Source organism: Rathayibacter tritici, from assembly GCF_002932875.1.
Lineage (GTDB): Bacteria > Actinomycetota > Actinomycetes > Actinomycetales > Microbacteriaceae > Rathayibacter > Rathayibacter tritici.
Window position 1 is genome coordinate 1 of sequence record NZ_PSWS01000003.1, and the last position, 20140, is coordinate 20140.

The following is a 20140-nucleotide window of genomic DNA, read 5'->3' on the forward strand; positions in this document are numbered from 1 at the left end:
ACACACTGCCCGCGAAGGCCGCCGCGTGGAAGCCACCCGATCCCGAGTACCAGACGGGATCCGCCACCCCCGCCCGAGCTGCCGCCGCCACCCGCGCCGCCGCTCGACGAGCTCGACGAGGACCCGACGTAGCTCGACGCCGACGACGAGAACGACGACACACTGCCCGCGAAGGCCGCCGCGTGGAAGCCACCCGATCCCGAGTACCAGACGGGATCCTCGCCGGTGCGCTCGTAGGCCGACGCGAGCTCGGCCGACCATTCCTTCTCGAGCCCGAACAGCACGGCCCACGGCAGCAGCCGCTCCGTCACCTCCACCACCTCGACCGGCCCGACGGAGCGCCGGTTCGCCCCGCGAGGCGACTGCACCATCGCGAACCGGTCGGCCTCGGCGAGGCGGAGATAGAACTCGAGCCCGCGCAGGTGGTCGCGCAGCTCCGCTCCCACGGCCGTGAGCGGCACCCTGGACACCAGCACCACCCCGACGATCCCCGCCGCGAGCCCCACCACCAGCAGCACCAGCGGCAACGGACCACCGAAAGATCGGGTCAGCAGGACGATCGCGCTGACGAACACGGCCAGCACACCGAGGAGCAGCACCGCGACCACGGCGACACTCCCACCGACCGTCCCCGGCCGCCTCAGCCCCGCCTCGGTCACTCGCTTGCCGAGCGCCGTCTGGAACGCCGCGACCTCCTTGCCGAACTCCCTGTCCTTCCCCGAGAGCACGCGCACCGCACCCGGCACCCGGCCGACGGCAAGGTCGAGGAAGCGGCGGTCGTCGGAGGAGACGGGTCGCGGCCGCTCGGCCCGTCGCGGCGGCGTCGTGGCCGGGTCGAGGACCCGCACAGCGTAAGCGGGCTTGCGCCCGTCCCCCGTCTCCTCGATCCGCACGAGACCACGGACCGCGGCGTCCAGCAGGCCGGCCGCGGGCGCCCTCGTCGTCCTCCGAAGCAGCGCCGCCGAGAGAAACAGCCCCTGCTCCGGCGGGTCGTACTCGGCCACGATCGCCGACCGGCCCGGAGCGTCGCGCAGCACGGTGCGACGTCGCCGCACCGCGAACCCGAGGGCGACCAGCACCAGGGCAAGGCCTGCGAGCTGCACCCACGACCAGCCCGAGGCGACGTAGCGGTCGTCGCGCGGTGTGAAGGTACCCGGCGCGAAGCCGATCGCCACGCTCACGTTCTCCCCCGGAGCCAGCGACTCCCCCACCGCCGTGACGACCCCACCGTCGCGGCCGATCGAACACGGTGTCGTCGAACCGTCCGGCCCGCGAGAGCAGCTCACCGTCCCCGTCGCGGCAGAGGCCAGCGAACCGGCGAGCTCGACCCGGACGTCGTAGCGGTCGAACGGTTGACGCCAGGCCGTGCCGTTCACGTCCCAGTAGAACTCGTCCTCGCCGCTTCTGGTGCCGGAGCCCGGAAGGGTCGTGTTGTGCTGGGTGTAAGTGAAGACGTACGTCTGACTGCCGCTGACGAATTCGTCCGCCGCGCTAGTGACGAGGAGGAAGCCGTCCTCGCGCTCCGTGTCGATAGGGCGCGGCGATCCATCGCCGTCGGTGACGGACACCAGATCGAGGTCGGTCGGGTGCCCCTCGTACTCGAGTGGGATCGCCCGCTGCATGCCCCGGTTCTGCGAGGGCGGGAAGTCGGCGACGAAGGTCTCGACGGTGCTCAGGATCGAGTGGCCCTCTGCATCGCGGTCGAGGCGGAAGTCGGCCGAGTACTGCGAGAAGCGGAAGTCATCGACCCCGGCGCGCACGACAGAAGCCACGGGCTGAGCCGCCACGGGCTGAGCGGCCGCGCCCGCAACCAGGAGGGGAACGGCGAGAGCGAGTACCGCCGCTCGCCTCGCGATCACCACCGCCCGGCCGGCCGAGGCGGACAGGATCGTGCCGAGCAGCCCGCACATGGCAGTGATGCTACGCCGCACCGCTCATCCGACACGTCCCCCGGGCGGACTACTGAAGCAGGAACTGCGTCGGCGACCCCGAGGCGATCCCCGCGACCGACACCGACAGATTGTAGGCCGCGCCGCCCGCGGCGACCGCCTCGCGGCCACCCGAGCAGGTGTCGGCGGAGGAGCGGGTGCGGTCCCAGGTCAGCCCGCTCCCCGTCACCGAACGGCCGGCCTGGAGGAGCACGGAGAGGTCGGCGGCGCCGGTCTGGCAGTCGGTCGAAGTCCAGATCTGCTCGGAGCCGCTGGTGATCGTGAAGACCTGCGTGCTGGTGCCCGCGTCGATCACGCAGTCGGTGCTCGAGGTGTTCGTCAGTGAGAGGGAGAGCTGCGGATCCTCGCCGGGCGCGTAGCTCGTGGCATCGGTGACCGCGGTCACGGCGACCGAGTCGGCCGTGCAGGCCGGAGCCGCACCGGGCGAAGCGCCGGGCGAGCCATCGGGCGAGGTTGTCGGGTAGAGCGTCGGCAGGGCAGCAGTCGGCGTGGAGCTCGACTCGGCGTCGGACGCGCCCATCCGCGGAAGCATCGAGAGGAGGACCGCCAGGCCCGCGACGATCACGACGAGCGCGAGCAGCGCGGCGGCGCGGCGTCGCCGGTAGACCCGGGAAGGCAGGCGGCGGGGCGGCGGAGTCACCGGGACAGGCTACGACGTGCCGACGGTCACAGCGTCTTCAGCATCCGAGTGTTGCCGAGCGTGTTCGGCTTGACGCGGGCGAGGTCGAGGAATTCGGCGACTCCCTCATCAGGTGAGCGGAGCAGCTCAGCGTAGACATCGGGATCGACGACCTTCTCGCCGATCGGCTCGAAGCCGTGCCGGGTGAAGAAGTCGACCTCGAAGGTGAGGCAGAACAGGCGCTTCAAGCCGAGCGCGCGGGCATCGTTCTCGAGGCGCTCCAGGATGTGGTGGCCGACCCCCTTGCCGAGCCAGTCCTGCGCGACCGCGAGGGTGCGCACCTCCGCGATGTCGTCCCACATCACATGCAGCGCTCCACAGCCGATGGCGGTGCCGTCGCCGTCCTCCGCGATCCGGAACTCCTGAACAGCGCCGTACAGCACCACGCGGTCCTTGCCGAGGAGCACACGCTCGTTCACGAGCGGCTCACTCAGCTCCTGGATGAACGGGACATCGCTCGTGCGCGCCCGGCGCACCGGGTACTTCCAATCAGCCACCCGTCCAGCCTAGGGGCGCGGGACACCGACCCCATCGCGAGGCGCCGCCGTACGAGCGGTGTCTTGCTACACAGGGTGATCTCGACCGCAGCGGACCCGGGAACGACGCCGTGCCCGCCCCTTCGCGAGCAGGGACGGGCACGAATCGGTCGGGACGCCGCTATGACATCAGGTCGGGCGTCGCCGGGCCGGCCGTGGCCGCTCCGGTCGATGCACCGGCGCTGATCGAGATCAACCGCGGAGTGGTGGTGAACACGAAGCCGTTGTCGACGAAGTCCACGTGGATGTGGTCGCCGGCACCGAGCTCGCCGTGCAGGATCCGCTCGGACAGCTGGTCCTCGATCTCACGCTGGATGGCGCGGCGCAGGGGGCGTGCTCCGAGGGCCGGGTCGAACCCGACCTCGATCAGGCGCTCCTTGGCCGGCTGCGTCAGCTCGACTGTCATGTCGCGGTCGAGCAGGCGGTCGCCGAGGCGCTTGATGAACAGGTCGACGATCTGCAGCAGCTCGGGCTTGGACAGCTGCGGGAAGACGATGACGTCGTCCACGCGGTTGAGGAACTCGGGCTTGAAGTGCTTCTTCAGTTCCTCGTTGACCTTGCCGCGCATCCGGTCGTAGCCAGTCGCGCTGTCGCCCTCGATCTGGAAGCCGACGGGACCACCGGCGATGTCACGAGCACCGAGGTTGGTGGTCATGATGATGACGGTGTTCTTGAAGTCGACGACACGGCCCTGACCGTCGGTCAGGCGCCCCTCCTCCAGGATCTGCAGGAGCGAGTTGAAGATATCCGGGTGCGCTTTCTCGATCTCGTCGAAGAGAACCACGCTGAACGGCTTGCGCCGCACCTTCTCGGTGAGCTGGCCGCCCTCTTCGAAGCCGACGAACCCGGGAGGGGCGCCGAACAGCCGCGAGACGGTGTGCTTCTCGCCGTACTCCGACATGTCGAGCGAAATCATCGCGTTCTCGTCGTCGAAGAGGAACTCGGCGAGCGCCTTGGCCAGCTCGGTCTTTCCGACGCCGGTGGGGCCGGCGAAGATGAACGAGCCGGAGGGGCGCTTGGGGTCCTTCAGGCCGGCACGGGTGCGGCGAATGGTGCGGGAGAGTGCCGCGATTGCCTCCTCCTGACCGATCACGCGCTGGTGCAGAGCCTTCTCCATGAAGACGAGCCGCGAGGACTCCTCCTCGGTGAGCTTGAACACCGGAATGCCCGTCGCCTGGGCGAGGACCTCGGCAATCAGGCCCTCGTCGACCACACCGGTGGCCTTGACGTCGCCGGACTTCCACTGCTTCTCGAGGCGCAGGCGCTCACCGAGCAGCTGCTTCTCCTCGTCACGGAGCGAGGCGGCCTTCTCGAAGTCCTGGTCCTCGATGGCGGCCTCCTTGGCCGCGCGGACGACGGCGATGCGGTCATCGAAGTCGCGCAGCTCCGGCGGTGCCGACAGGATCGAGAGGCGCAGGCGCGCGCCGGCCTCATCGATCAGGTCGATCGCCTTGTCGGGGAGGAAGCGGTCGCTGATGTAGCGGTCCGCCAGGTTGGCCGCCGAGACGATCGCGCCGTCGGTGATCGACACCTTGTGGTGCGCCTCGTAGCGGTCGCGCAGTCCCTTGAGGATGTTGATGGTGTGGGGCAGCGACGGCTCCGCGACCTGGATCGGCTGGAAGCGACGCTCAAGCGCTGCGTCCTTCTCGAAGTGCTTGCGGTACTCATCGAGCGTGGTCGCGCCGATGGTCTGCAGCTCACCGCGGGCGAGCAGCGGCTTGAGGATGGAGGCGGCGTCGATAGCGCCCTCCGCGGCCCCTGCGCCGACAAGGGTGTGGATCTCGTCGATGAAGGTGATGATGTCGCCGCGGGTGCGAATCTCCTTCGTGACCTTCTTCAGGCGCTCCTCGAAGTCTCCGCGGTAGCGGGACCCGGCGATGAGCGAGCCGAGGTCGAGCGTGTAGAGCTGCTTGTCCTTGAGCGTCTCGGGCACGTCGCCGCGCACGATCGCCTGGGCGAGGCCCTCGACGACGGCGGTCTTGCCGACGCCGGGCTCGCCGATCAGCACGGGGTTGTTCTTGGAGCGGCGGGAGAGGATCTGCATGACCCGCTCGATCTCCTTCTCGCGCCCGATGACCGGGTCGAGCTTGTTGTCGCGCGCCGCCTGCGTGAGGTTGCGTCCGAACTGGTCGAGGATCTGCGATCCTCCCTGAGGCTGCTGCTGCTCACCGCCCACGGCGACCTGCTCCTTGCCCTGGTAGCCCGAGAGCAGCTGGATGACCTGCTGGCGCACGCGGTTCAGGTCGGCGCCGAGCTTGACGAGCACCTGGGCCGCGACACCCTCGCCCTCGCGGATGAGGCCGAGCAGGATGTGCTCGGTCCCGATGTAGTTGTGGCCGAGCTGCAGCGCTTCGCGCAGGGACAGCTCGAGGACCTTCTTCGCCCGAGGCGTGAAGGGGATGTGGCCGGTCGGCTGCTGCTGCCCCTGGCCGATGATGTCCTGCACCTGCTCGCGCACTGCATCGAGCGAGATGCCGAGGGATTCGAGCGCCTTGGCGGCTACTCCCTCACCCTCGTGGATCAGGCCCAGCAGGATGTGCTCCGTGCCGATGTAGTTGTGATTGAGCATCTTGGCCTCTTCCTGGGCCAGGACGACGACGCGCCGCGCGCGATCGGTGAATCTCTCGAACATGCTGTCACTCCCTACGGAACCCGCAGGGGTGGGCTCCGATACGTCGACTGTAGCCAGCGCTCCCCTCGGTGCGGAGGGCTGTTCGCCCTGGGCGTGCAGTAGGCGAGGAAGACGAGTGTCCGGCCGGCGGAACCGGCAGGAAACGACACGTTTGCGGCGGCAGAAGAGTTTGCGCCACGATGACTGAGCGCCCTCGCAGTGAGGGTGCCTCGACACTCTCTGAGGACGCACCACGTGACAGCACACCCACGCCCCTTCCGCGCCGCGGCCGTAGCCGCAGCAGCGCTCGGTCTCCTCCTCGCCACCGCGGCTCCGGCGTCGGCCGGTTCGAACGTCAGCGAGGACATCCTCCAGTACAACGGCGGCGGGATCACCGTCGACGCGGGCCCCGCCTACGCGGGCTACGACGTCTTCGTTCAGTCGCAGACGCCCCGCTCGGCCACCCGCTCGGGCGGCGTCTGGACGGTACAGAAGGCGTCATTGGACGCCGAGGGCTCAGCCCGAGTCGTCAACCTGGCCGGCCCGGTGAACCTGTACTTCTTCAGCCCGAGCGCGGTCAAGCCCTCGCTGGAGCTGCCGCCGGCGAACGCGACGGCGGCGATCTACCGCGGCCAGGAGGTCGAGTACACCGTCGACCCCGCCGCCGGAACCGCTGTCCTCGAGGGCGACGTGCCGACGGCTGTCGCGCCTGATTTGCGCGACTACCAGTCCTCCATCATGCCGTTCACGCCCGCCGATATCGCGCCAGCGACGTACACGAAGGGCGAGCCCTTCGACCTCACCTTCTCGAACCTCTCCTGGGCGACCGAGAACGATCTGGACGGGCTCTCGACCAGCGTGGTCATCTACTCCGACCCGACCACGCTCGGCACGCCGACGATCACCGACGCTGCCGTCACCCAGACCATCGGCGCCGAGTGGACGACGGATCCGCACACCGTCGCCCTCATGGACTCCTACGGCCGGATCCTCGCCGTCGCGACGCTTGACGGCGGGGCGACCGCCGAGGAGACCCCGGCCGCCACTCCGGCCGAGACGCCCGCGGCCGCGGTCCCTGTCGTCGACACCGGCTCGAAGCCGACGTCGGCCCAGCCCCACCTCGCCGAGACCGGAGTCGAGGCGGGCGGTCTCGCCCTCGTCGCCTCCGCGCTGCTCCTGGCTGGAGCCGGCGGACTCGTGATGGCGCGTCGCCGCCGCGCGAGCGCCTGAGGCTTCGGAACGTGACTGAGGGAACGGGCGGACCGGGGAGCACCTCTCCCGGCTCGCCCGTTCCTGCGCCCGGCCCGACGAGCACCAGGCGGATCCTCGCCGCGGTCGTCGTCTCGGTGCTCGTCCCGGGGCTGGGGCACCGCCTCCTCGGCGCACGCCGGTCGGGCACGACGCGCCTGGGCATCGCGGCGGCCGCAGTCGTCGGCGTCCTCGTCTTGGGCGCCCTGATCGCCTCCGACCCGTCCTTCCTCGTGCGACTGGCCACCGACCCTGCCGCTGTCGCCGTCGCCGGCGGTCTCGGGGCCGCGCTCGGCCTCTTCTGGCTCTCGGGCCCTATCGCAGCAGCGTTCCTCGCCCGTCCTCCTCGACAGGCGCGAGCAGCGCTCGCCCTCGTCACCGCACTCGCGGCGGCCCTCCCGCTCGCGGGGACCGCCTGGTGGACGTCGACCGCTGTCGCTCAGCACGACCTGCTCACGTCCGTGTTCGCCGCGGGCCGAGGTCCGGTGCCGATCGACGGACGCTACAACATCCTCGTGATGGGTCTGGACGCCGATCCGATCCGCGACCAGATCCTCCTCCCCGACTCGCTCACTCTCGTGAGCATCGACGCCGTCACCGGCCGCAGCGTCCTCTTCGGCATTCCGCGGACCGCGTCGAACTACCGCTACCCCGAGGGGTCCGCCCTGGCCCGGGCTCTGCCCGAGGGCACCCGGTGCCTCGTCGGCTGCGGCGTGAACCACCTCTACCAGTACGGTGCGACGCACCCGGAGCTCTACCCGGACGACACGGATCCGGGCGCCGCAGCGATGCGCGACGCCGTCGAGGGATACACGGGCCTGCCCGTCTCCGCCTCCGTCTCGATCCGGATGAGCGGCTTCATCGACCTCGTCGACGCGCTGGGCGGAGTGTCGGTGATCAACACCCGCCCCGTGCTGCGAGCGGGAGTGCCCGATGACGGCAGCGGACGTCCGGTCGATTACGGGCCGCCGATCCCCGCCGGTCTCCACCATCTCGACGGCTCCGAGGCCCTGTGGTTCGCCCGATCGCGGGTGAACACCTCCGACGCCGACCGCTCGGAACGCCAGGCCTGCCTCCAGGCGGCGCTGTTCCGCCAGGTCGACCCGCTGAGCGTCCTGACCCGCTTCACCGCGATCGCGCGGTCCGGCTCCGAGAACGTCGCGACCAGCCTCCCGACGAGTGCTCTCCCATCCCTAGCCCGGCTCGCGGAGGCGGCGCGCACGCACCCCTTCGTCCGTGTCGAGCTCGGAGAACCGCTGACGCTGCCGGAGCAGCCCGACACCGCCCTGGTGCAGCGCACAGTCGCGGCGGCGATCGCAGGCGGCGACGATCCCGATGCGCTCCAGATCAACGTTCCCGACCCGGAGACGCCGATGAGCGGACCCGCGGTCTCGTCACCGCCGGCCGAGGCGGCTTCCGAACCGGCCTGCACCGTTCCCTGACCCGTCGAGGGTCCATGCGAAGGCATACACTTCCCGCATGAGCAACCTGGAGGAGCATCCCGACGAGCTCTCCGTCGCCGCAGAGCCGGCCCTGCACGCGCCCGGCGCGGTGGAGATCCTCACGGCGCGGCTGGTCCCGCTCGGCGGTCCGCGCGCTATCGAGGTGCGCCGCACCCTCCCCCAGCGCTCGCGCTCGACCATCGGCGCGTGGTGCTTCGCGGACCATTACGGCCCCGTCCGGCTGGGCGAGGAAGCGGGGATGGACGTCCCACCGCACCCGCACATCGGCCTGCAGACGGTGAGTTGGCTCTTCGAGGGCGAAATCGAGCACCGCGACAGCGTCGGCAGCCGGGCCGTGGTGCGGCCGGGCGAGCTCAACCTGATGACGGCCGGGAGCGGCATCTCCCACTCCGAGGTCTCGACCGGCTCCGCCCCGGTGCTGCACGGGGTGCAGCTCTGGGTCGCGCTGCCCGAGGAGGCGCGGCTCATCGATCCGTTCTTCGAGCACCACCGCGGCGTGCCCGTGCCGCTGACCGGTGCGCTGGTGCGCGTCTTCATGGGAGCGATGCTGGGCGCCTCGGTGCCCGCGAGCACTTTCACTCCGCTGGTCGCCGCGCAGATCGACTGTGAGCCCGGCGCCCGGATCGAGCTGCCGGTGGAGGAGGCGTGGGAGTACGGCGTGCTCGTCGACGCGGGGCCGGTGTCGGTGGAGGGCACCGAGATCCCGCGCTCGGATCTCGCCTACCTGGCGCCCGGCCGTTCCCGACTGGGGCTGACGGCCGGCGCCGAGGGCGCGCGGGTGGTGCTGCTGGGCGGCGAGCCGTTCGCCGAGCAGCTGGTGATGTGGTGGAACTTCGTCGGCCGCAGCCACGACGACGTGGCCGCCGCACGCGAGCGCTGGCAATCGGACGTGATCGCCGGCGCCAACCCGACGGGTCCGTTCGGCACCGTCGACGGCTACGACGGCCGCGCGCTCCCCGCCCCCGTGCTGCCGACAGTGCGGCTGAAACCCCGCCGCCGGATCTGAGCCGGATCCGGAGCCGGAGCGTCAGGACCCGTCGGACTCCTTCTTCTTCGCAGCGGCGGCAGCGGCGGCCGCGCGGTCGGTGGCCTCGGCGCTGTCGCGGAAGGCGCGCCGTGGATCCTGCAGCGCACTCATCGGCGAGAGATCGCGCGGAGTGACGGCGTCGACGAGCCAGCCCGAGATGATCCGCCACTTGCGGTCCAGGGTCGGCATCGCCGCTCCATGGTAGGCGCGGTGGGCCAGCCACGCCGGGAGGCCGCGGAGTTTCACTCCCTTGATCAGGCCCGCACCCTTGCCGATGCCGTACTCGGCCACCGTGCCGACGGAGGCGTGCCGGTACTCCTCCACCGTGCCGCCGGTGAGGTCGGCGATGATGTTGCGCGCCACCAGCTTGGCCTGCCGGACGGCGTTCTGCGCGTTCGGCGGGTAGTAGGCGGGCTGCTCGTCGGCGGTGAGATCCGGCACCTGCGCGCCGTCGCCGGCTGCCCAGGCTCCGCCGACCGGCTCGCCGTCCTCGCGGATGACGCGCAGGCGGGCATCGGCCATGACGTGGCCCTTGGGTCCGCGCGGGGCGTCGGTGGCATCGAGGATCGGGTTAGGCTTGACGCCCGCGGTCCAGACGATCATCGCGGTCGGGATGCGTTCGCCCGACGAGAGCTCGACCACACCGTCCTCGCAGGTGGGCATCGTGGTCTTCAGGTGCACGTGCACGCCGCGCGAGCGGAGGTGGTCGAGCGTCCACGACGAGAGCTCGGGGCCGACCTCGGGAGCCACCCGATCCAGGGCCTCGACCAGATGCCAGGTGACGTCGCCCATGGAGAGCGAGGGCTGCACCGCGAGGGTCTTCCGGCTGAGGTCGAGCAGCTCGCTCAGGGCCTCGACGCCGGTGTAGCCGCCGCCGATGAAGACGAAGGTGAGCAGGCGGCGGCGCTCGGCCGGGTCGGTGGTCAGCGCGGCCTTCGCGATGTTCTCGATGACGCGGTCGCGCAGGTGCGCCGCCTCCTCCACCGTCTTGAAGCCGATGCCGTGCTCGGCGAGGCCCGGGGTCGGGAAGGTGCGGGTGACGGCTCCGAGTGCGAAGACGACCTGGTCGAACTCGATCGTGCGGGTCGTGCCGTCCATCGCGGCTACGGTGGCGCTGCGCTCGGCGAGGCTCACACCGGTGATCGCGCCGCGGACCACTCGCGTGCGCTTCAGTGCGGAGACGAGCGGAACCGTGACGTGACGCGGTTGCACATGTCCACCGGCGACCTCGGGCAGCAGCGGCTGGTACGTCATGTAGGGGTTCGGCTCGACGACGGTGACGTCGATCGGCGCCTCCCCCCGCCGCTTCTCCAGCCCCCACGCCGTGTACAGGCCGACGTAGCCCCCGCCGAGGATGAGGATGCGCGTCGTACGGGATGCCGTCATGTCCGTTCCCTTCTCGCACCCGGCGCCGGACAGGCGGAGCCGGATAGTACTGAGGACGCTCTGACGCTACGCGCGCCGCGGTGGCGCGCACAGGGACTTGCGTGGCGCGGCGGGTCGCGACACTCTCCGCACCTCGGCCAGACCCGCCGCGGCCGCCGACCGCTCAGCCCACCTCGCGCCCGTCCGGCTGGAGTCGCCTGCGGTACTCGGATGGCGACAGACCCGTCTCGGTGACGATCGCGCGCCGGAGCCGGTCCGGCGAGGTGAACCCGGTGTTCCGGGCGATGTCCGCGAGCGGGATGTCCTCACCGGCCGCTTCGACGAGGCGGAGGGCGTTCCTCGTGCGGACGCTCTGCAGGAGGTCGCGCAGGGTGGTGTGACGCTCCTCGGCCACGGCTCGTTGCAGAGAGCGGAGGCTGACCCGGCAGCGCTGCGCGATCACGCTCGGGTCGAGCCGCGGGTCGGCGAAGTCGGCGAGGACCACCTGCACCGCCGCCTCGACCATGTCGCGCGGGCCCGGCCGGCCGAGCGCGTCGTCCTGCCGCTCGGCGCCGAGGACCCGGCCGAGGCGCAGCAGCGTGCCCTGGAGGTACTCCGCCTGCCCCGCGTGGTCGATATCGAGGTCGGCGAGGAACGCTCGGAGCAGGGTCCGCGCGGTTGCCGTGACGGGTGAAGGCGGTAGACGCCGCGACGCCTGATTGCGGTGCATCCGGTCACCTCCGATCTCGTCGATGCAGAGCACGAGGAATCGCACCGGCCGCTCGGCCTGCAGCACCACGGGCTCCTGCTCGGAGAGGGCGAGCGCACCGTCGCTCACCACGACGACGCCCGCCTCGGCCTCGACCGTGAGCGCCCCTTCCATCGGCAGCACGAACACGGAGACGTCGCCGCCGGCACGATCGCCAGGCCAGCACGCCGAGAACGCGGTAGAGGCCACGTGCAGCACGCGCACGCGATCCACCGAGCCGACCAGAAGGTCCATCCGGAACCCCTGCGGCGGCTCGGCCGTCAGATCGAGCGTGCGCCGCACCGAGGCCAGCCCGTCCGCGCCGCGCAGGCGCACCGAGCGCACTCCCGTGCCCATCGGCACGCTGACGGGGTTGAGCAGGGTCGAGCGAGGGATCACCGTGACTCCGTTCCTGATGCGGAGCCCCCTGCGCCGCGCAGCGAGCCTACAAGATGTGAGGCTTGCTCGCGACATCCGTTGTGGGGGTCTACTGCAACGCGGAGGTGAGTCGCGCCAGATTGTCGAGCAGGGTCGAGCGGAGCGGCTGCTGCCGCCACTCGCGCAGAGTCAGCTCCCGGGAGTGCTCGCGGTAGTCCTGCTGCACCTGCCGCAGGTCCTCCACGAACTCCGAGCCGCGCACCATCAGCGAAACCTCGAGGTTGAGAGTGAAGGAGCGCATGTCCATGTTGCTCGAACCGATCACGGCGACGTCCTCATCGATGGTGAAGTGCTTCGCGTGCAGGATCGTGGGCTTGCGGTACATCCAGATCCGCACGCCCGCCGTCAGTAGCGTCTCGTAGTAGGAGCGCTGCGCGTGATAGACCACTGCCTGGTCGCCGATCTCGGAGACGAAAAGCTCCACGTGCACGCCCCGCCGGGTTGCCGTCGTGATCGCGTAGAGCATCGCCTCGTCCGGCACGAAGTACGGGCTGGTGATGATGATCGACTTCTGCGCCGAGTAGAGCAGCGTCAGGAACAGGCGCAGGTTGTTCTCGCCCTCGAACCCCGGCCCGCTCGGCACCACCTGGCAGTCGATCGTGTCGCGCTGCTGCAACGCCTCCATCGGCTCCGACTCGCGCAGCAGCAGTTCGTCGGTCTCGCTGTACCAGTCGGTGATGAAGATGGCGTTGATGCCCTGCACCACCGGCCCCTCCAGGCGCACCATCAGATCGTGCCAGTGCAGGCCGCGGCGGATATTGCCGCGCTTGTTGTAACTGGAGTCGACGACGTTCTGCGACCCCATGAATGCGGCGTTGCCGTCCACGATCAGCAACTTGCGGTGATTGCGCAGGTCCGGCCGCTGATACTGCCCGCGCCACGGCCGCACGGGCAGCATGTACGACCACGTCGCGCCCGCCCGCTCGAGTGCGCGCAATCGACGGTGCGTCCCGCTGTAATAGCCCGGTACGCGGATCGACGCGATGTGATCGAGCAGGATTCGCACCGTGACGCCGCGGGCCACGGCGCGGTCCAGGGCGTCGAAGAAGGGCGCCGTGGTCGAATCGGCGGCAAGGATGTAGAACTCGCAGTGCACATAGCGGCGGGCCCGATCGATCTCGTCCGCCATTGCTCGGATGGTCTGCTCGTAGTCGCCCTGGAGGCGCGCGTCGTTGCCGCCCACCAGCGGCATCGCGCCGAGGTTGCGATTGAGGGTGACCACCGACTCCAGCCATTGCGGCCACGGGTGCTCCCGGGCGACCCGGTCGATGCCATCCGTCGACTCCAGAATGAACCGGTTGATCTCCTGCTGCTTCCGGCGGCGCTTCCGCGGCAGCCGGTAGCTCCCGATGAAGAGGAAGAGCAGGATGCCGAGGTAGGGGATCAGGAAGATCGCCATCAGCCAGGCCAGGCCCGTCGTGGGGCGGCGGTTGCGGGGAACGACGATGACGGCGATCACGCGCACGACGAGTTCGACGACGACGGCCGCGATCGGGAGGATCACCGCCCAGTCCGGTGCGCGCACCGCGCCTCCTCGTTCGTCGTGCGGAGCCGTTCAGGTGGCGCGGGAGGCACCCGTGCGGCGGCGGTGGTCAGGACACGTCGCGCGGCGGCAGGCCGCGGCGTTGACGCTCGCGGGCCTCGATCCGGTCGTAGGCGCGACGCTCGTTGCGATCCGAGCGCAGGACGGCGCGCATCACGAACCAGAAGATGAGTCCGACGGTGATCGTCGGCACGAGGGCCCACAGCCCCTGGTTCCACAGCTCCCAGTCCATGCGGCGATCCTACCCGCGGCATCGGCGCGGCAGCCGCGTGCCCGGGGACTCGTGCACGCAGCGGCCTTCGCAGGCGCTGCCGGCTACTGGCTCTCGACCGACTTGTTCAGCGCCGCCGCGTCCGAGTTCAGACCCTCCAGCTCCGAGCGCAGGCCGTCGTAGACGGCGATGTCGGCGTCGATGGCGGCCCGGGTCGCGTCGAGGGCCTGACTCCGGGCGAGCAGATCGGCACGCTCGGCGTCGAACGCGGCGGTCGATCCGAAGCCGCCGCTGTCGGCCCGGGAGTTGAAGCCGTCGATCTCGACATTCAGCGCGTCGTACTCGGCAGTGTTCGCAGCGATGCGCGCCGTCAGATCGGCGTACATGGTCTCGATCCGGGACACCAGATCCTCGATGCGGTTCTCGAGGTCGGTGAAGACCGCCTCGTAACGCGCGTTCAGCGCAACGACGACGGAGCGGTCATCGAAGAACTCGGCGTAGTGCTCCTCCAGCGCAGGCGGCAGATCGGCCACCTCGGTTCCGAGGATCGAGTGCAGCTCGTTCACGCGCTCGCCGAGTCCCCCGGTGCGGTAGAGCTCGAGGCGCTCCGCGATCGTGCCGTCCTGCGGAAGGGTCGCGTAGACGGCCTCGAGCTCGTCGCCCAACTCGGCCTGCTCCTGCGCGTCGAGCCGCACCCACGCGGCGTGCAGCATCTCGTGCGCGGCCGTGACGTCGCGGACGCCGTCGAGGTCGGGGTTGGTGACGTCCGAGATATAGATGCTGGTGCCGGTGTAGCAGCCGAGCACGATGTCGTCGGACGCGCCGTAGCCGCAGCGGTCATTGAATCCGGTGGTCGGCTCGACCGACGGGCTCGACGCGTAATAGAGGGCCCGGCCCCGCTCGGACATGGCGGTCCGCTCGGCGAACCCGGCGATCGTGGCGTCGGGTGTGAACGCCTCCGCTGCCCGCCGGTCGGCGAGGGCCCTGCCGACGTCACCGGAGGAGGTGAGGGCGGTCGCAGCGACCGCCGTTCCCACTCCGAACTGCGCGATCGTGAGGACGACGGCCGCTGTCGTCGCGACGATGCTCGATGCCCTCACCATGTGTCCCCCTCGCCGAGCCCGCCGCACGCGCGCGACGCCTCACAACCTACTTGACGAGCGGAAACAGGATCGTCTCGCGGATCCCGAGGCCGGTGATCGCCATCAGCAAGCGGTCGATGCCCATGCCCATGCCGCCCGTTGGCGGCATGCCGTGCTCGAGGGCGCGGAGGAAGTCCTCGTCCAGGCGCATCGCCTCGTCGTCGCCCGCCGCGGCCTGGCGGGCCTGCTCCACGAAGCGCTCGCGCTGCACGACCGGGTCGACCAGCTCGGAGTAGCCGGTCGCCAGCTCGAAGCCGCGGACGTACAGGTCCCACTTCTCCACCACTCCGGGGATGCACCGGTGCGCGCGTACGAGCGGCGAGGTGTCGACGGGGAAGTCCATCACGAAGGTCGGGCGCGCCAGGCCACCCTTCACGAAGTGCTCCCACAGCTCTTCGACGTACTTGCCGTGGGTGGGCACGGGCACCTCGACGCCCTCGCGCGCGGCGAGGGTCTGGAGTTCGGCGAGGTCCGTCTGCGGAGTGATCGTGACACCGGCCGCGAGCGACAGGCTCTCGTACATCGAGATGCGGTCCCACTCGCCGCCGAGGTCGAACTCGGTGCCGTCCGCCCAGGTGACCACGTGCGAGCCGGCGACGGCGTGCGCCGCATTCTGAATCAGCTCCTGCGTGAGGTCGGCGATCGAGGTGTAGTCGCCATACGCCTGGTACGCCTCGAGCATCGCGAACTCGGGCGAGTGCGTGGAGTCGGCGCCCTCGTTGCGGAAGTTGCGGTTGATCTCGAAGATCCGGTCGATGCCGCCGACGACCGCGCGCTTCAGGTACAGCTCGGGAGCGATGCGCAGGTACAGCTCCGTGTCGAACGCGTTGGAGTGCGTGGCGAAAGGCCGGGCCGAGGCGCCGCCGTGCATCACCTGCAACATGGGGGTCTCGACCTCGAGGAAGTCGTGGGCCGCGAAGGTGCTGCGCAGCGACGCGTTCACCCGCGCGCGCGTCACAACGGACTCGCGGGCCTGGGGCCGCACGATCAGGTCGAGGTAGCGCTGGCGCATCCGGGTCTCGTCGCCGAGCTCGTTGTGCAGGTTCGGCAGCGGCAGGATCGCCTTCGAGGCGACGGTCCAATCCGACACCCAGACGCTCAGCTCGCCGCGCTTGCTCGAGACGACCTCGCCCTCCACGAAGAGGTGGTCGCCCAGGTCGACCAGCTCCTTCCACGCGGCCAGCGACTGCTCACCGACGTCGCCGAGTGAGACCATCGCCTGGATCCGCTCGCCATCGCCCGCCTGGAGCGTCGCGAAGCAGAGCTTGCCCGTGTTGCGCTGGAACACCACACGGCCCGCGAGACCGACGCGCTCGCCGGTCTTCACGTCCGGTTCGAGGCCCTCGTGGCGCGCGCGGACGGCCGCGATGGTGTCCGTGACTCCGACCGCGACCGGGTACGCGCCAGCACCGAGGTCGTCGCCCGCGAGCTCGAGCAGGCGCTCGCGCTTGGCCAGGCGGACGGCCTTCTGCTCGGACGCCTCCTCCTGCGCGGCACGCTCTGCGGCGGTCCGCTCGGAGTCCGTCGGCTGAGGGTCGGCCTGCAGGGCGTCGGTCGGGGCGTCGGGGGCGTCGGGAGTGTCGGGAGTGTCGGCCATAGCGGGTCGCGGTTCTTTCGGTTCGGGGCGGACGGCCGCGATCAGGCGAGCAGGATCGGGGCGTTGTCGAGGAGGCGGGTGGTACCGACGATCGCGGCGACGAGCACGAGGGCCGGGCCGCGGTGGTCGGCGTCGACCGGGAGGAACGTCGCGGGGTTCACGACGACGAGGTAGTCCAGCCTAACGAGCGGTTCATCCCGCGCGACGGCGCGCGCCGCGTCGAGGGCCGCGTCGGCACCGCCGTCGGCCGCTCTCACTGCGGCGGAGAGGAGGCGCGGCAGCGCGAGGCCCGCGCGACGCTGCTCCTCGTCGAGGTAGCGGTTGCGGCTGGAGCGGGCGAGCCCGTCCTCTTCTCGCACGATGTCGACGCCCTCGATCGCGACGGGCAGGTCGAGGTCGCGGACCATGCGGCGCACGAGGAACAGCTGCTGCGCGTCCTTCTGCCCGAAGACCGCGACATCCGGCTGGGCGATGTTCAGGAGCTTGGTGACGACGGTGAGCATCCCGTCGAAGTGCCCCGGCCGCGCGCTGCCCTCGTAGAGCGCGCCGACCTCGCCCGTGACGACCCGCGTGGAGGACGGGCCGTCCGGGTACATCTCGGCGACCCCGGGGGCGAAGACGAGGTCGGCCGCGGCCGCCTCGAGCAGCGCCGTATCGCCCGCGAGGTCGCGGGGGTAACGGTCCAGGTCCTCGGTCGGGCCGAACTGCAGCGGATTCACGAAGACCGACACGACGACGACGTCGGCCAGCTCGCGGGCCCGCTCCACGAGCGCGAGGTGCCCGGCGTGCAGCGCCCCCATCGTCGGCACGAGCGCGATGCGCCGACCGGCCCGCCGCGCCTCCCCCAGCCGCTCGCGGAGGTCGCCGATGCGCTGGATGGTGCTGATCACCCGTCGATGCTACCGGCGGGGCTGCGATGCCCCTGCCTCCGGCCCTCTTCGCAGGGACACCGCGGTGGCTCTGGTGGGAACCGAGCAGGTGGCCGGAGCGAACCAGACGGCGATGGCGGCGTGACGTGGTGCGCTGATCGGCGGGGCGTCTGGGCGGGGCGGGGCGTCTCGGCGAGTGCCGCTCCCTCTCAGCGAAGCTTGACGACGCGGAGCGCGACGACCGAAAGCCACGTCAGCGCCGCCGCGAGCGCGATCGCGGTCGCAACGAGCGGCACGACATCGTCGGCCGTGAGTCCCCCGGAGCCGACGAACGCGGTGGAACCGAGGTTCAGCGCCCGCGTGGCGAGTGCCTGCGGCAGGACGTAGCCGAGCGGGCGGAGCACCGTGGACGTAAGCGCGGCGACCCCGACGACGCAGCCGATGAGGCAGAGGGCGACAGGCGCCGCGAAGGATCGCAGCAGCATCGACAGGAGTGATTGCACGGCGATAAGAGGAAGAGCCGCGACGAGGGCGACGAGCCCCACGACGGCGAACTCCCACGGGAACGGCCCCGCCAGATGGAGGACGACGGTTCCCGAGATCGCGGTACCTGCGACGAGGACCGCCTGCATGACGGCGGTGGGCAGGAGGACAACGGCGATTTTCGCCAGCGAGAGCCGCGAAGCTCCGGCGGCGGACGTCAGCACGAGATTCCAGTTCGTGCCGCGGTGCTCGACGCGCCAGACCGTGGCCGTCAGCAGGCTGATCCCCAGTGAATAGAAGATCAGTCCGTAGAAGAGCACGACCTGCGAGGTGAAGGACCCCCACCCCGAATCGAGCACCTCGGTGTTGTTTCCGAGGTTGATCGTGCCGGTGACGACAGCGAGGATCGGCAGAATCAGAGCGACGATCCAGGTGCTGGATCGTTTGAGTTTCGTGAGTTCAGCGCGAAACATGGGATTATCCTCCGATGCGATCGAGACGGTGAAGTCCCACCGAGAAGGCGGCAGCGGCGAGGATCAGGAACCCGACGATCCAGTCGTAGGGCGCCTGGAGATAGACCACGGCGTCGCCGGACTGCCCGGCCTGCGAGATAACGGCGTAGTACCCCCAGGGAATGACCCGGCTGACGGAAGCAGGACTCAGCAGCGAGAATGCCGCGAGGAACGCGCCGATCATCCCGACTCCTACGCTGACGAGCTGGTTTTCCAGGCGTGCGGCGAGCCAGATGTGCAGCGCGCAGAACGTGATGTCGAGCAGAAGAACGAGCCCGGTGTACACAAGCCAGGGCAGAGGATCGAGGGGCGCGGTGATCCCGACGAGGAGGCCGATGCCGATCACCAGGAGCGTCTGACAGGTGACGGCAGGCGCCAGCAGGAGAGCCAGAGCGCAGAGTTTGGCGCGACAGAGGCTCGACCGGCTGCGCCCGGAAGTGGCGGCGAGATTCCAGCCGGACCCTGAATGCTCGATGTCGGTCTGTCTACTGGCGAGCACGGCTGCGACGATCGGTGAGGTGAGCGCCACGATCATGGTGTAGCTGAGCAGCAGTGTCGGCCAGGGCGACGCGTCCGGATCATCGAAGGTTGCCCGAGCGCCGCCAGAGAACAGAGAGGCGGAGCTGAGGGCGGCAGCAGCACCGACGAGACCGATCAGGAGCGGGATCGCCCGCAGCCGCCGCATCTTGCGGAACTCCAACGCCACGGAGCCCGTCAGCCGTCGTGTCCGTGGACGCGTCACAGGAGACCACCCCGGCCGGTCAGATCCATGAAGACGTCCTCGAGCCTCTGCTGGACGCGACGGACCTCGTGGATCGGGACGTCGGCATCGACGAGGCGCTTGATGAGCGCGGCGGTGTCGTCCTTCCCGTACCCGCTGACCCGAATCCGCCCCCCTGTCGCCACCGCGTCCGGGACCAGCCGAAGGACCTCCTCCGGCGCGGGGGTATCGAGGACGAGGTCAGGCACGGAATGCGCGAAAAGCTGGTCGCGGCTGCCCTGGAAGATCAGCCTCCCTCCGGCGAGGATGCCGAGGACCGAGGCCATTTTGTCGATCTCATCGAGGAGGTGGCTGGAGACCATCACCGTGATCCCCTGGTCTGCCAGGTGGAGCAGGAGTGTGCGGATCTCTTCGATACCCGCTGGATCCAGACCGTTGGTCGGCTCGTCCAGAACGAGGAGGACGGGATCGCGGGCGAGAGCCACGGCGATACCGAGGCGCTGCTTCATTCCGAGGGAATAGTGACGCACGAGCTTGTCCTTGTGCTCGGTCAGTCGCACCGTGCGGAGCGCATGCTCGATCTGCGCGTCGGCGAGGCCGAGCATGTCTCGCACGATCAGCATGTTCTCCCACCCCGTGAGGTGCCCGTACCCGGGAGGCGCCTCGATCATCGAGCCGATCGAGTCGAGCACCTGGCCCCGTCCCGTGCGGGTGAGGGGCTGGCCGAACACCTCGATGGAGCCGGACGTCGGCTGGGTGAGTCCGAGCAGCATCTTCATCGTGGTGGACTTGCCGGAGCCGTTGGGTCCCAGAAAGCCGTAGACCACACCCGATGGCACGACGAGGTTGAGCTCGTCCACTGCCGTATGGCGCCTGAAGCGCTTCGTCAGCCCGTGCGTGGCAATGACTGTGCTCATGCTGCACTCCTGTCCCTGGTCGGCCCTGTCGTGCCGTGATCGGCCCCCTCCCGGCGCCGCGGCATCCAGATTGATATGGCT

General features: G+C 70.0%; 17 protein-coding genes. 3 read left to right on the forward strand and 14 right to left on the reverse strand.

The genetic code is table 11. From position 1 onward, the window contains the following. The 4 genes from C5D07_RS00980 to C5D07_RS00995 form a co-directional block, all read right to left on the reverse strand. A partial coding sequence (locus C5D07_RS00980) for a DUF2207 family protein (protein WP_104258422.1) occupies positions 1-1910 on the reverse strand: 1910 nt, incomplete at its 3' end. Positions 1911-1959: 49 nt separating this feature from the next. After that, the gene (locus C5D07_RS00985) at positions 1960-2589 is read right to left on the reverse strand and encodes a hypothetical protein (protein ID WP_104258423.1); all 630 of its coding nucleotides are present in this window, start codon (positions 2587-2589) and stop codon (positions 1960-1962) included. 26 nt (positions 2590-2615) lie between these two features. Further along, positions 2616-3125: an amino-acid N-acetyltransferase gene (locus C5D07_RS00990; protein ID WP_068255590.1), complete on the reverse strand. Its 510-nt coding sequence runs from the start codon at positions 3123-3125 to the stop codon at positions 2616-2618. Between the two features lie 160 nt (positions 3126-3285). Beyond that, entirely contained in the window at positions 3286-5796 is a 2511-nt protein-coding gene (locus C5D07_RS00995) for an ATP-dependent Clp protease ATP-binding subunit (protein WP_068255592.1), read from the reverse strand. Between the two features lie 234 nt (positions 5797-6030). On the opposite strand from C5D07_RS00995, the gene C5D07_RS16005 reads away from it, so the two are divergent. From C5D07_RS16005 to C5D07_RS01010, 3 genes are read left to right on the forward strand one after another with little or no spacing between them, the layout of a single operon-like run. Then, positions 6031-7005: an LPXTG cell wall anchor domain-containing protein gene (locus tag C5D07_RS16005; RefSeq protein ID WP_068255595.1), complete on the forward strand. Its 975-nt coding sequence runs from the start codon at positions 6031-6033 to the stop codon at positions 7003-7005. Positions 7006-7016: 11 nt separating this feature from the next. Beyond that, positions 7017-8465 (forward strand): LCP family protein, encoded by a 1449-nt coding sequence (locus C5D07_RS01005; RefSeq protein ID WP_104258424.1) that lies wholly within the window; start codon positions 7017-7019, stop codon positions 8463-8465. A gap of 37 nt (positions 8466-8502) precedes the next feature. Beyond that, complete coding sequence (locus C5D07_RS01010; RefSeq protein ID WP_068255601.1) at positions 8503-9492, forward strand: pirin family protein; 990 nt, start codon at positions 8503-8505, stop codon at positions 9490-9492. 21 nt (positions 9493-9513) lie between these two features. Here the strand turns inward: C5D07_RS01010 and C5D07_RS01015 are convergent, their stop codons facing one another. The 10 genes from C5D07_RS01015 to C5D07_RS01060 all read right to left on the reverse strand — a co-directional run bounded on the left by C5D07_RS01015 (position 9514) and on the right by C5D07_RS01060 (position 20059). Next, positions 9514-10899: an NAD(P)/FAD-dependent oxidoreductase gene (locus C5D07_RS01015; protein WP_104258425.1), complete on the reverse strand. Its 1386-nt coding sequence runs from the start codon at positions 10897-10899 to the stop codon at positions 9514-9516. 163 nt (positions 10900-11062) lie between these two features. Then, positions 11063-12025, reverse strand: coding sequence for an AraC family transcriptional regulator (locus tag C5D07_RS15585; protein ID WP_068255607.1), 963 nt, complete (start codon positions 12023-12025; stop codon positions 11063-11065). 88 nt (positions 12026-12113) lie between these two features. Further along, positions 12114-13589 carry a cardiolipin synthase gene (gene cls / locus C5D07_RS01025; RefSeq protein WP_068255610.1) on the reverse strand — a complete coding sequence of 492 codons (1476 nt, stop codon included), beginning with the start codon at positions 13587-13589 and terminating at the stop codon, positions 12114-12116. Between the two features lie 67 nt (positions 13590-13656). After that, complete coding sequence (locus tag C5D07_RS01030) at positions 13657-13839, reverse strand: hypothetical protein (protein ID WP_068255612.1); 183 nt, start codon at positions 13837-13839, stop codon at positions 13657-13659. 83 nt (positions 13840-13922) lie between these two features. Continuing rightward, a complete protein-coding gene (locus tag C5D07_RS01035; RefSeq protein WP_104258426.1) occupies positions 13923-14921 on the reverse strand; it encodes a hypothetical protein in 999 nt (332 codons plus the stop codon). Positions 14922-14967: 46 nt separating this feature from the next. Further along, complete coding sequence (gene lysS / locus C5D07_RS01040; RefSeq protein ID WP_104258427.1) at positions 14968-16557, reverse strand: lysine--tRNA ligase; 1590 nt, start codon at positions 16555-16557, stop codon at positions 14968-14970. Between the two features lie 41 nt (positions 16558-16598). After that, the gene (gene panC, locus C5D07_RS01045) at positions 16599-17447 is read right to left on the reverse strand and encodes a pantoate--beta-alanine ligase (RefSeq protein ID WP_068255631.1); all 849 of its coding nucleotides are present in this window, start codon (positions 17445-17447) and stop codon (positions 16599-16601) included. Between the two features lie 188 nt (positions 17448-17635). After that, entirely contained in the window at positions 17636-18382 is a 747-nt protein-coding gene (locus C5D07_RS01050) for an ABC transporter permease (RefSeq protein ID WP_068255633.1), read from the reverse strand. A 4-nt stretch (positions 18383-18386) separates the two neighbouring features. Next, positions 18387-19127, reverse strand: a complete 741-nt coding sequence (locus tag C5D07_RS01055; protein WP_084416057.1) for an ABC transporter permease — start codon at positions 19125-19127, stop codon at positions 18387-18389. Between the two features lie 32 nt (positions 19128-19159). Next, positions 19160-20059, reverse strand: a complete 900-nt coding sequence (locus C5D07_RS01060) for an ABC transporter ATP-binding protein (protein ID WP_068255636.1) — start codon at positions 20057-20059, stop codon at positions 19160-19162. Positions 20060-20140 lie beyond the last annotated feature (81 nt).

Coding starts and splice junctions, on each gene's coding strand:
- C5D07_RS00995 (WP_068255592.1), bottom strand. CDS start 5,796: ATGTTCGAGAGATTCACCGATCGCGCGCGGCGCGTCGTCGTCCTGGCC.
- C5D07_RS01010 (WP_068255601.1), top strand. CDS start 8,503: ATGAGCAACCTGGAGGAGCATCCCGACGAGCTCTCCGTCGCCGCAGAG.
- C5D07_RS01015 (WP_104258425.1), bottom strand. CDS start 10,899: ATGACGGCATCCCGTACGACGCGCATCCTCATCCTCGGCGGGGGCTAC.
- C5D07_RS01030 (WP_068255612.1), bottom strand. CDS start 13,839: ATGGACTGGGAGCTGTGGAACCAGGGGCTGTGGGCCCTCGTGCCGACG.
- C5D07_RS01035 (WP_104258426.1), bottom strand. CDS start 14,921: ATGGTGAGGGCATCGAGCATCGTCGCGACGACAGCGGCCGTCGTCCTC.
- lysS (WP_104258427.1), bottom strand. CDS start 16,557: ATGGCCGACACTCCCGACACTCCCGACGCCCCCGACGCCCCGACCGAC.
- C5D07_RS01050 (WP_068255633.1), bottom strand. CDS start 18,382: ATGTTTCGCGCTGAACTCACGAAACTCAAACGATCCAGCACCTGGATC.
- C5D07_RS01060 (WP_068255636.1), bottom strand. CDS start 20,059: ATGAGCACAGTCATTGCCACGCACGGGCTGACGAAGCGCTTCAGGCGC.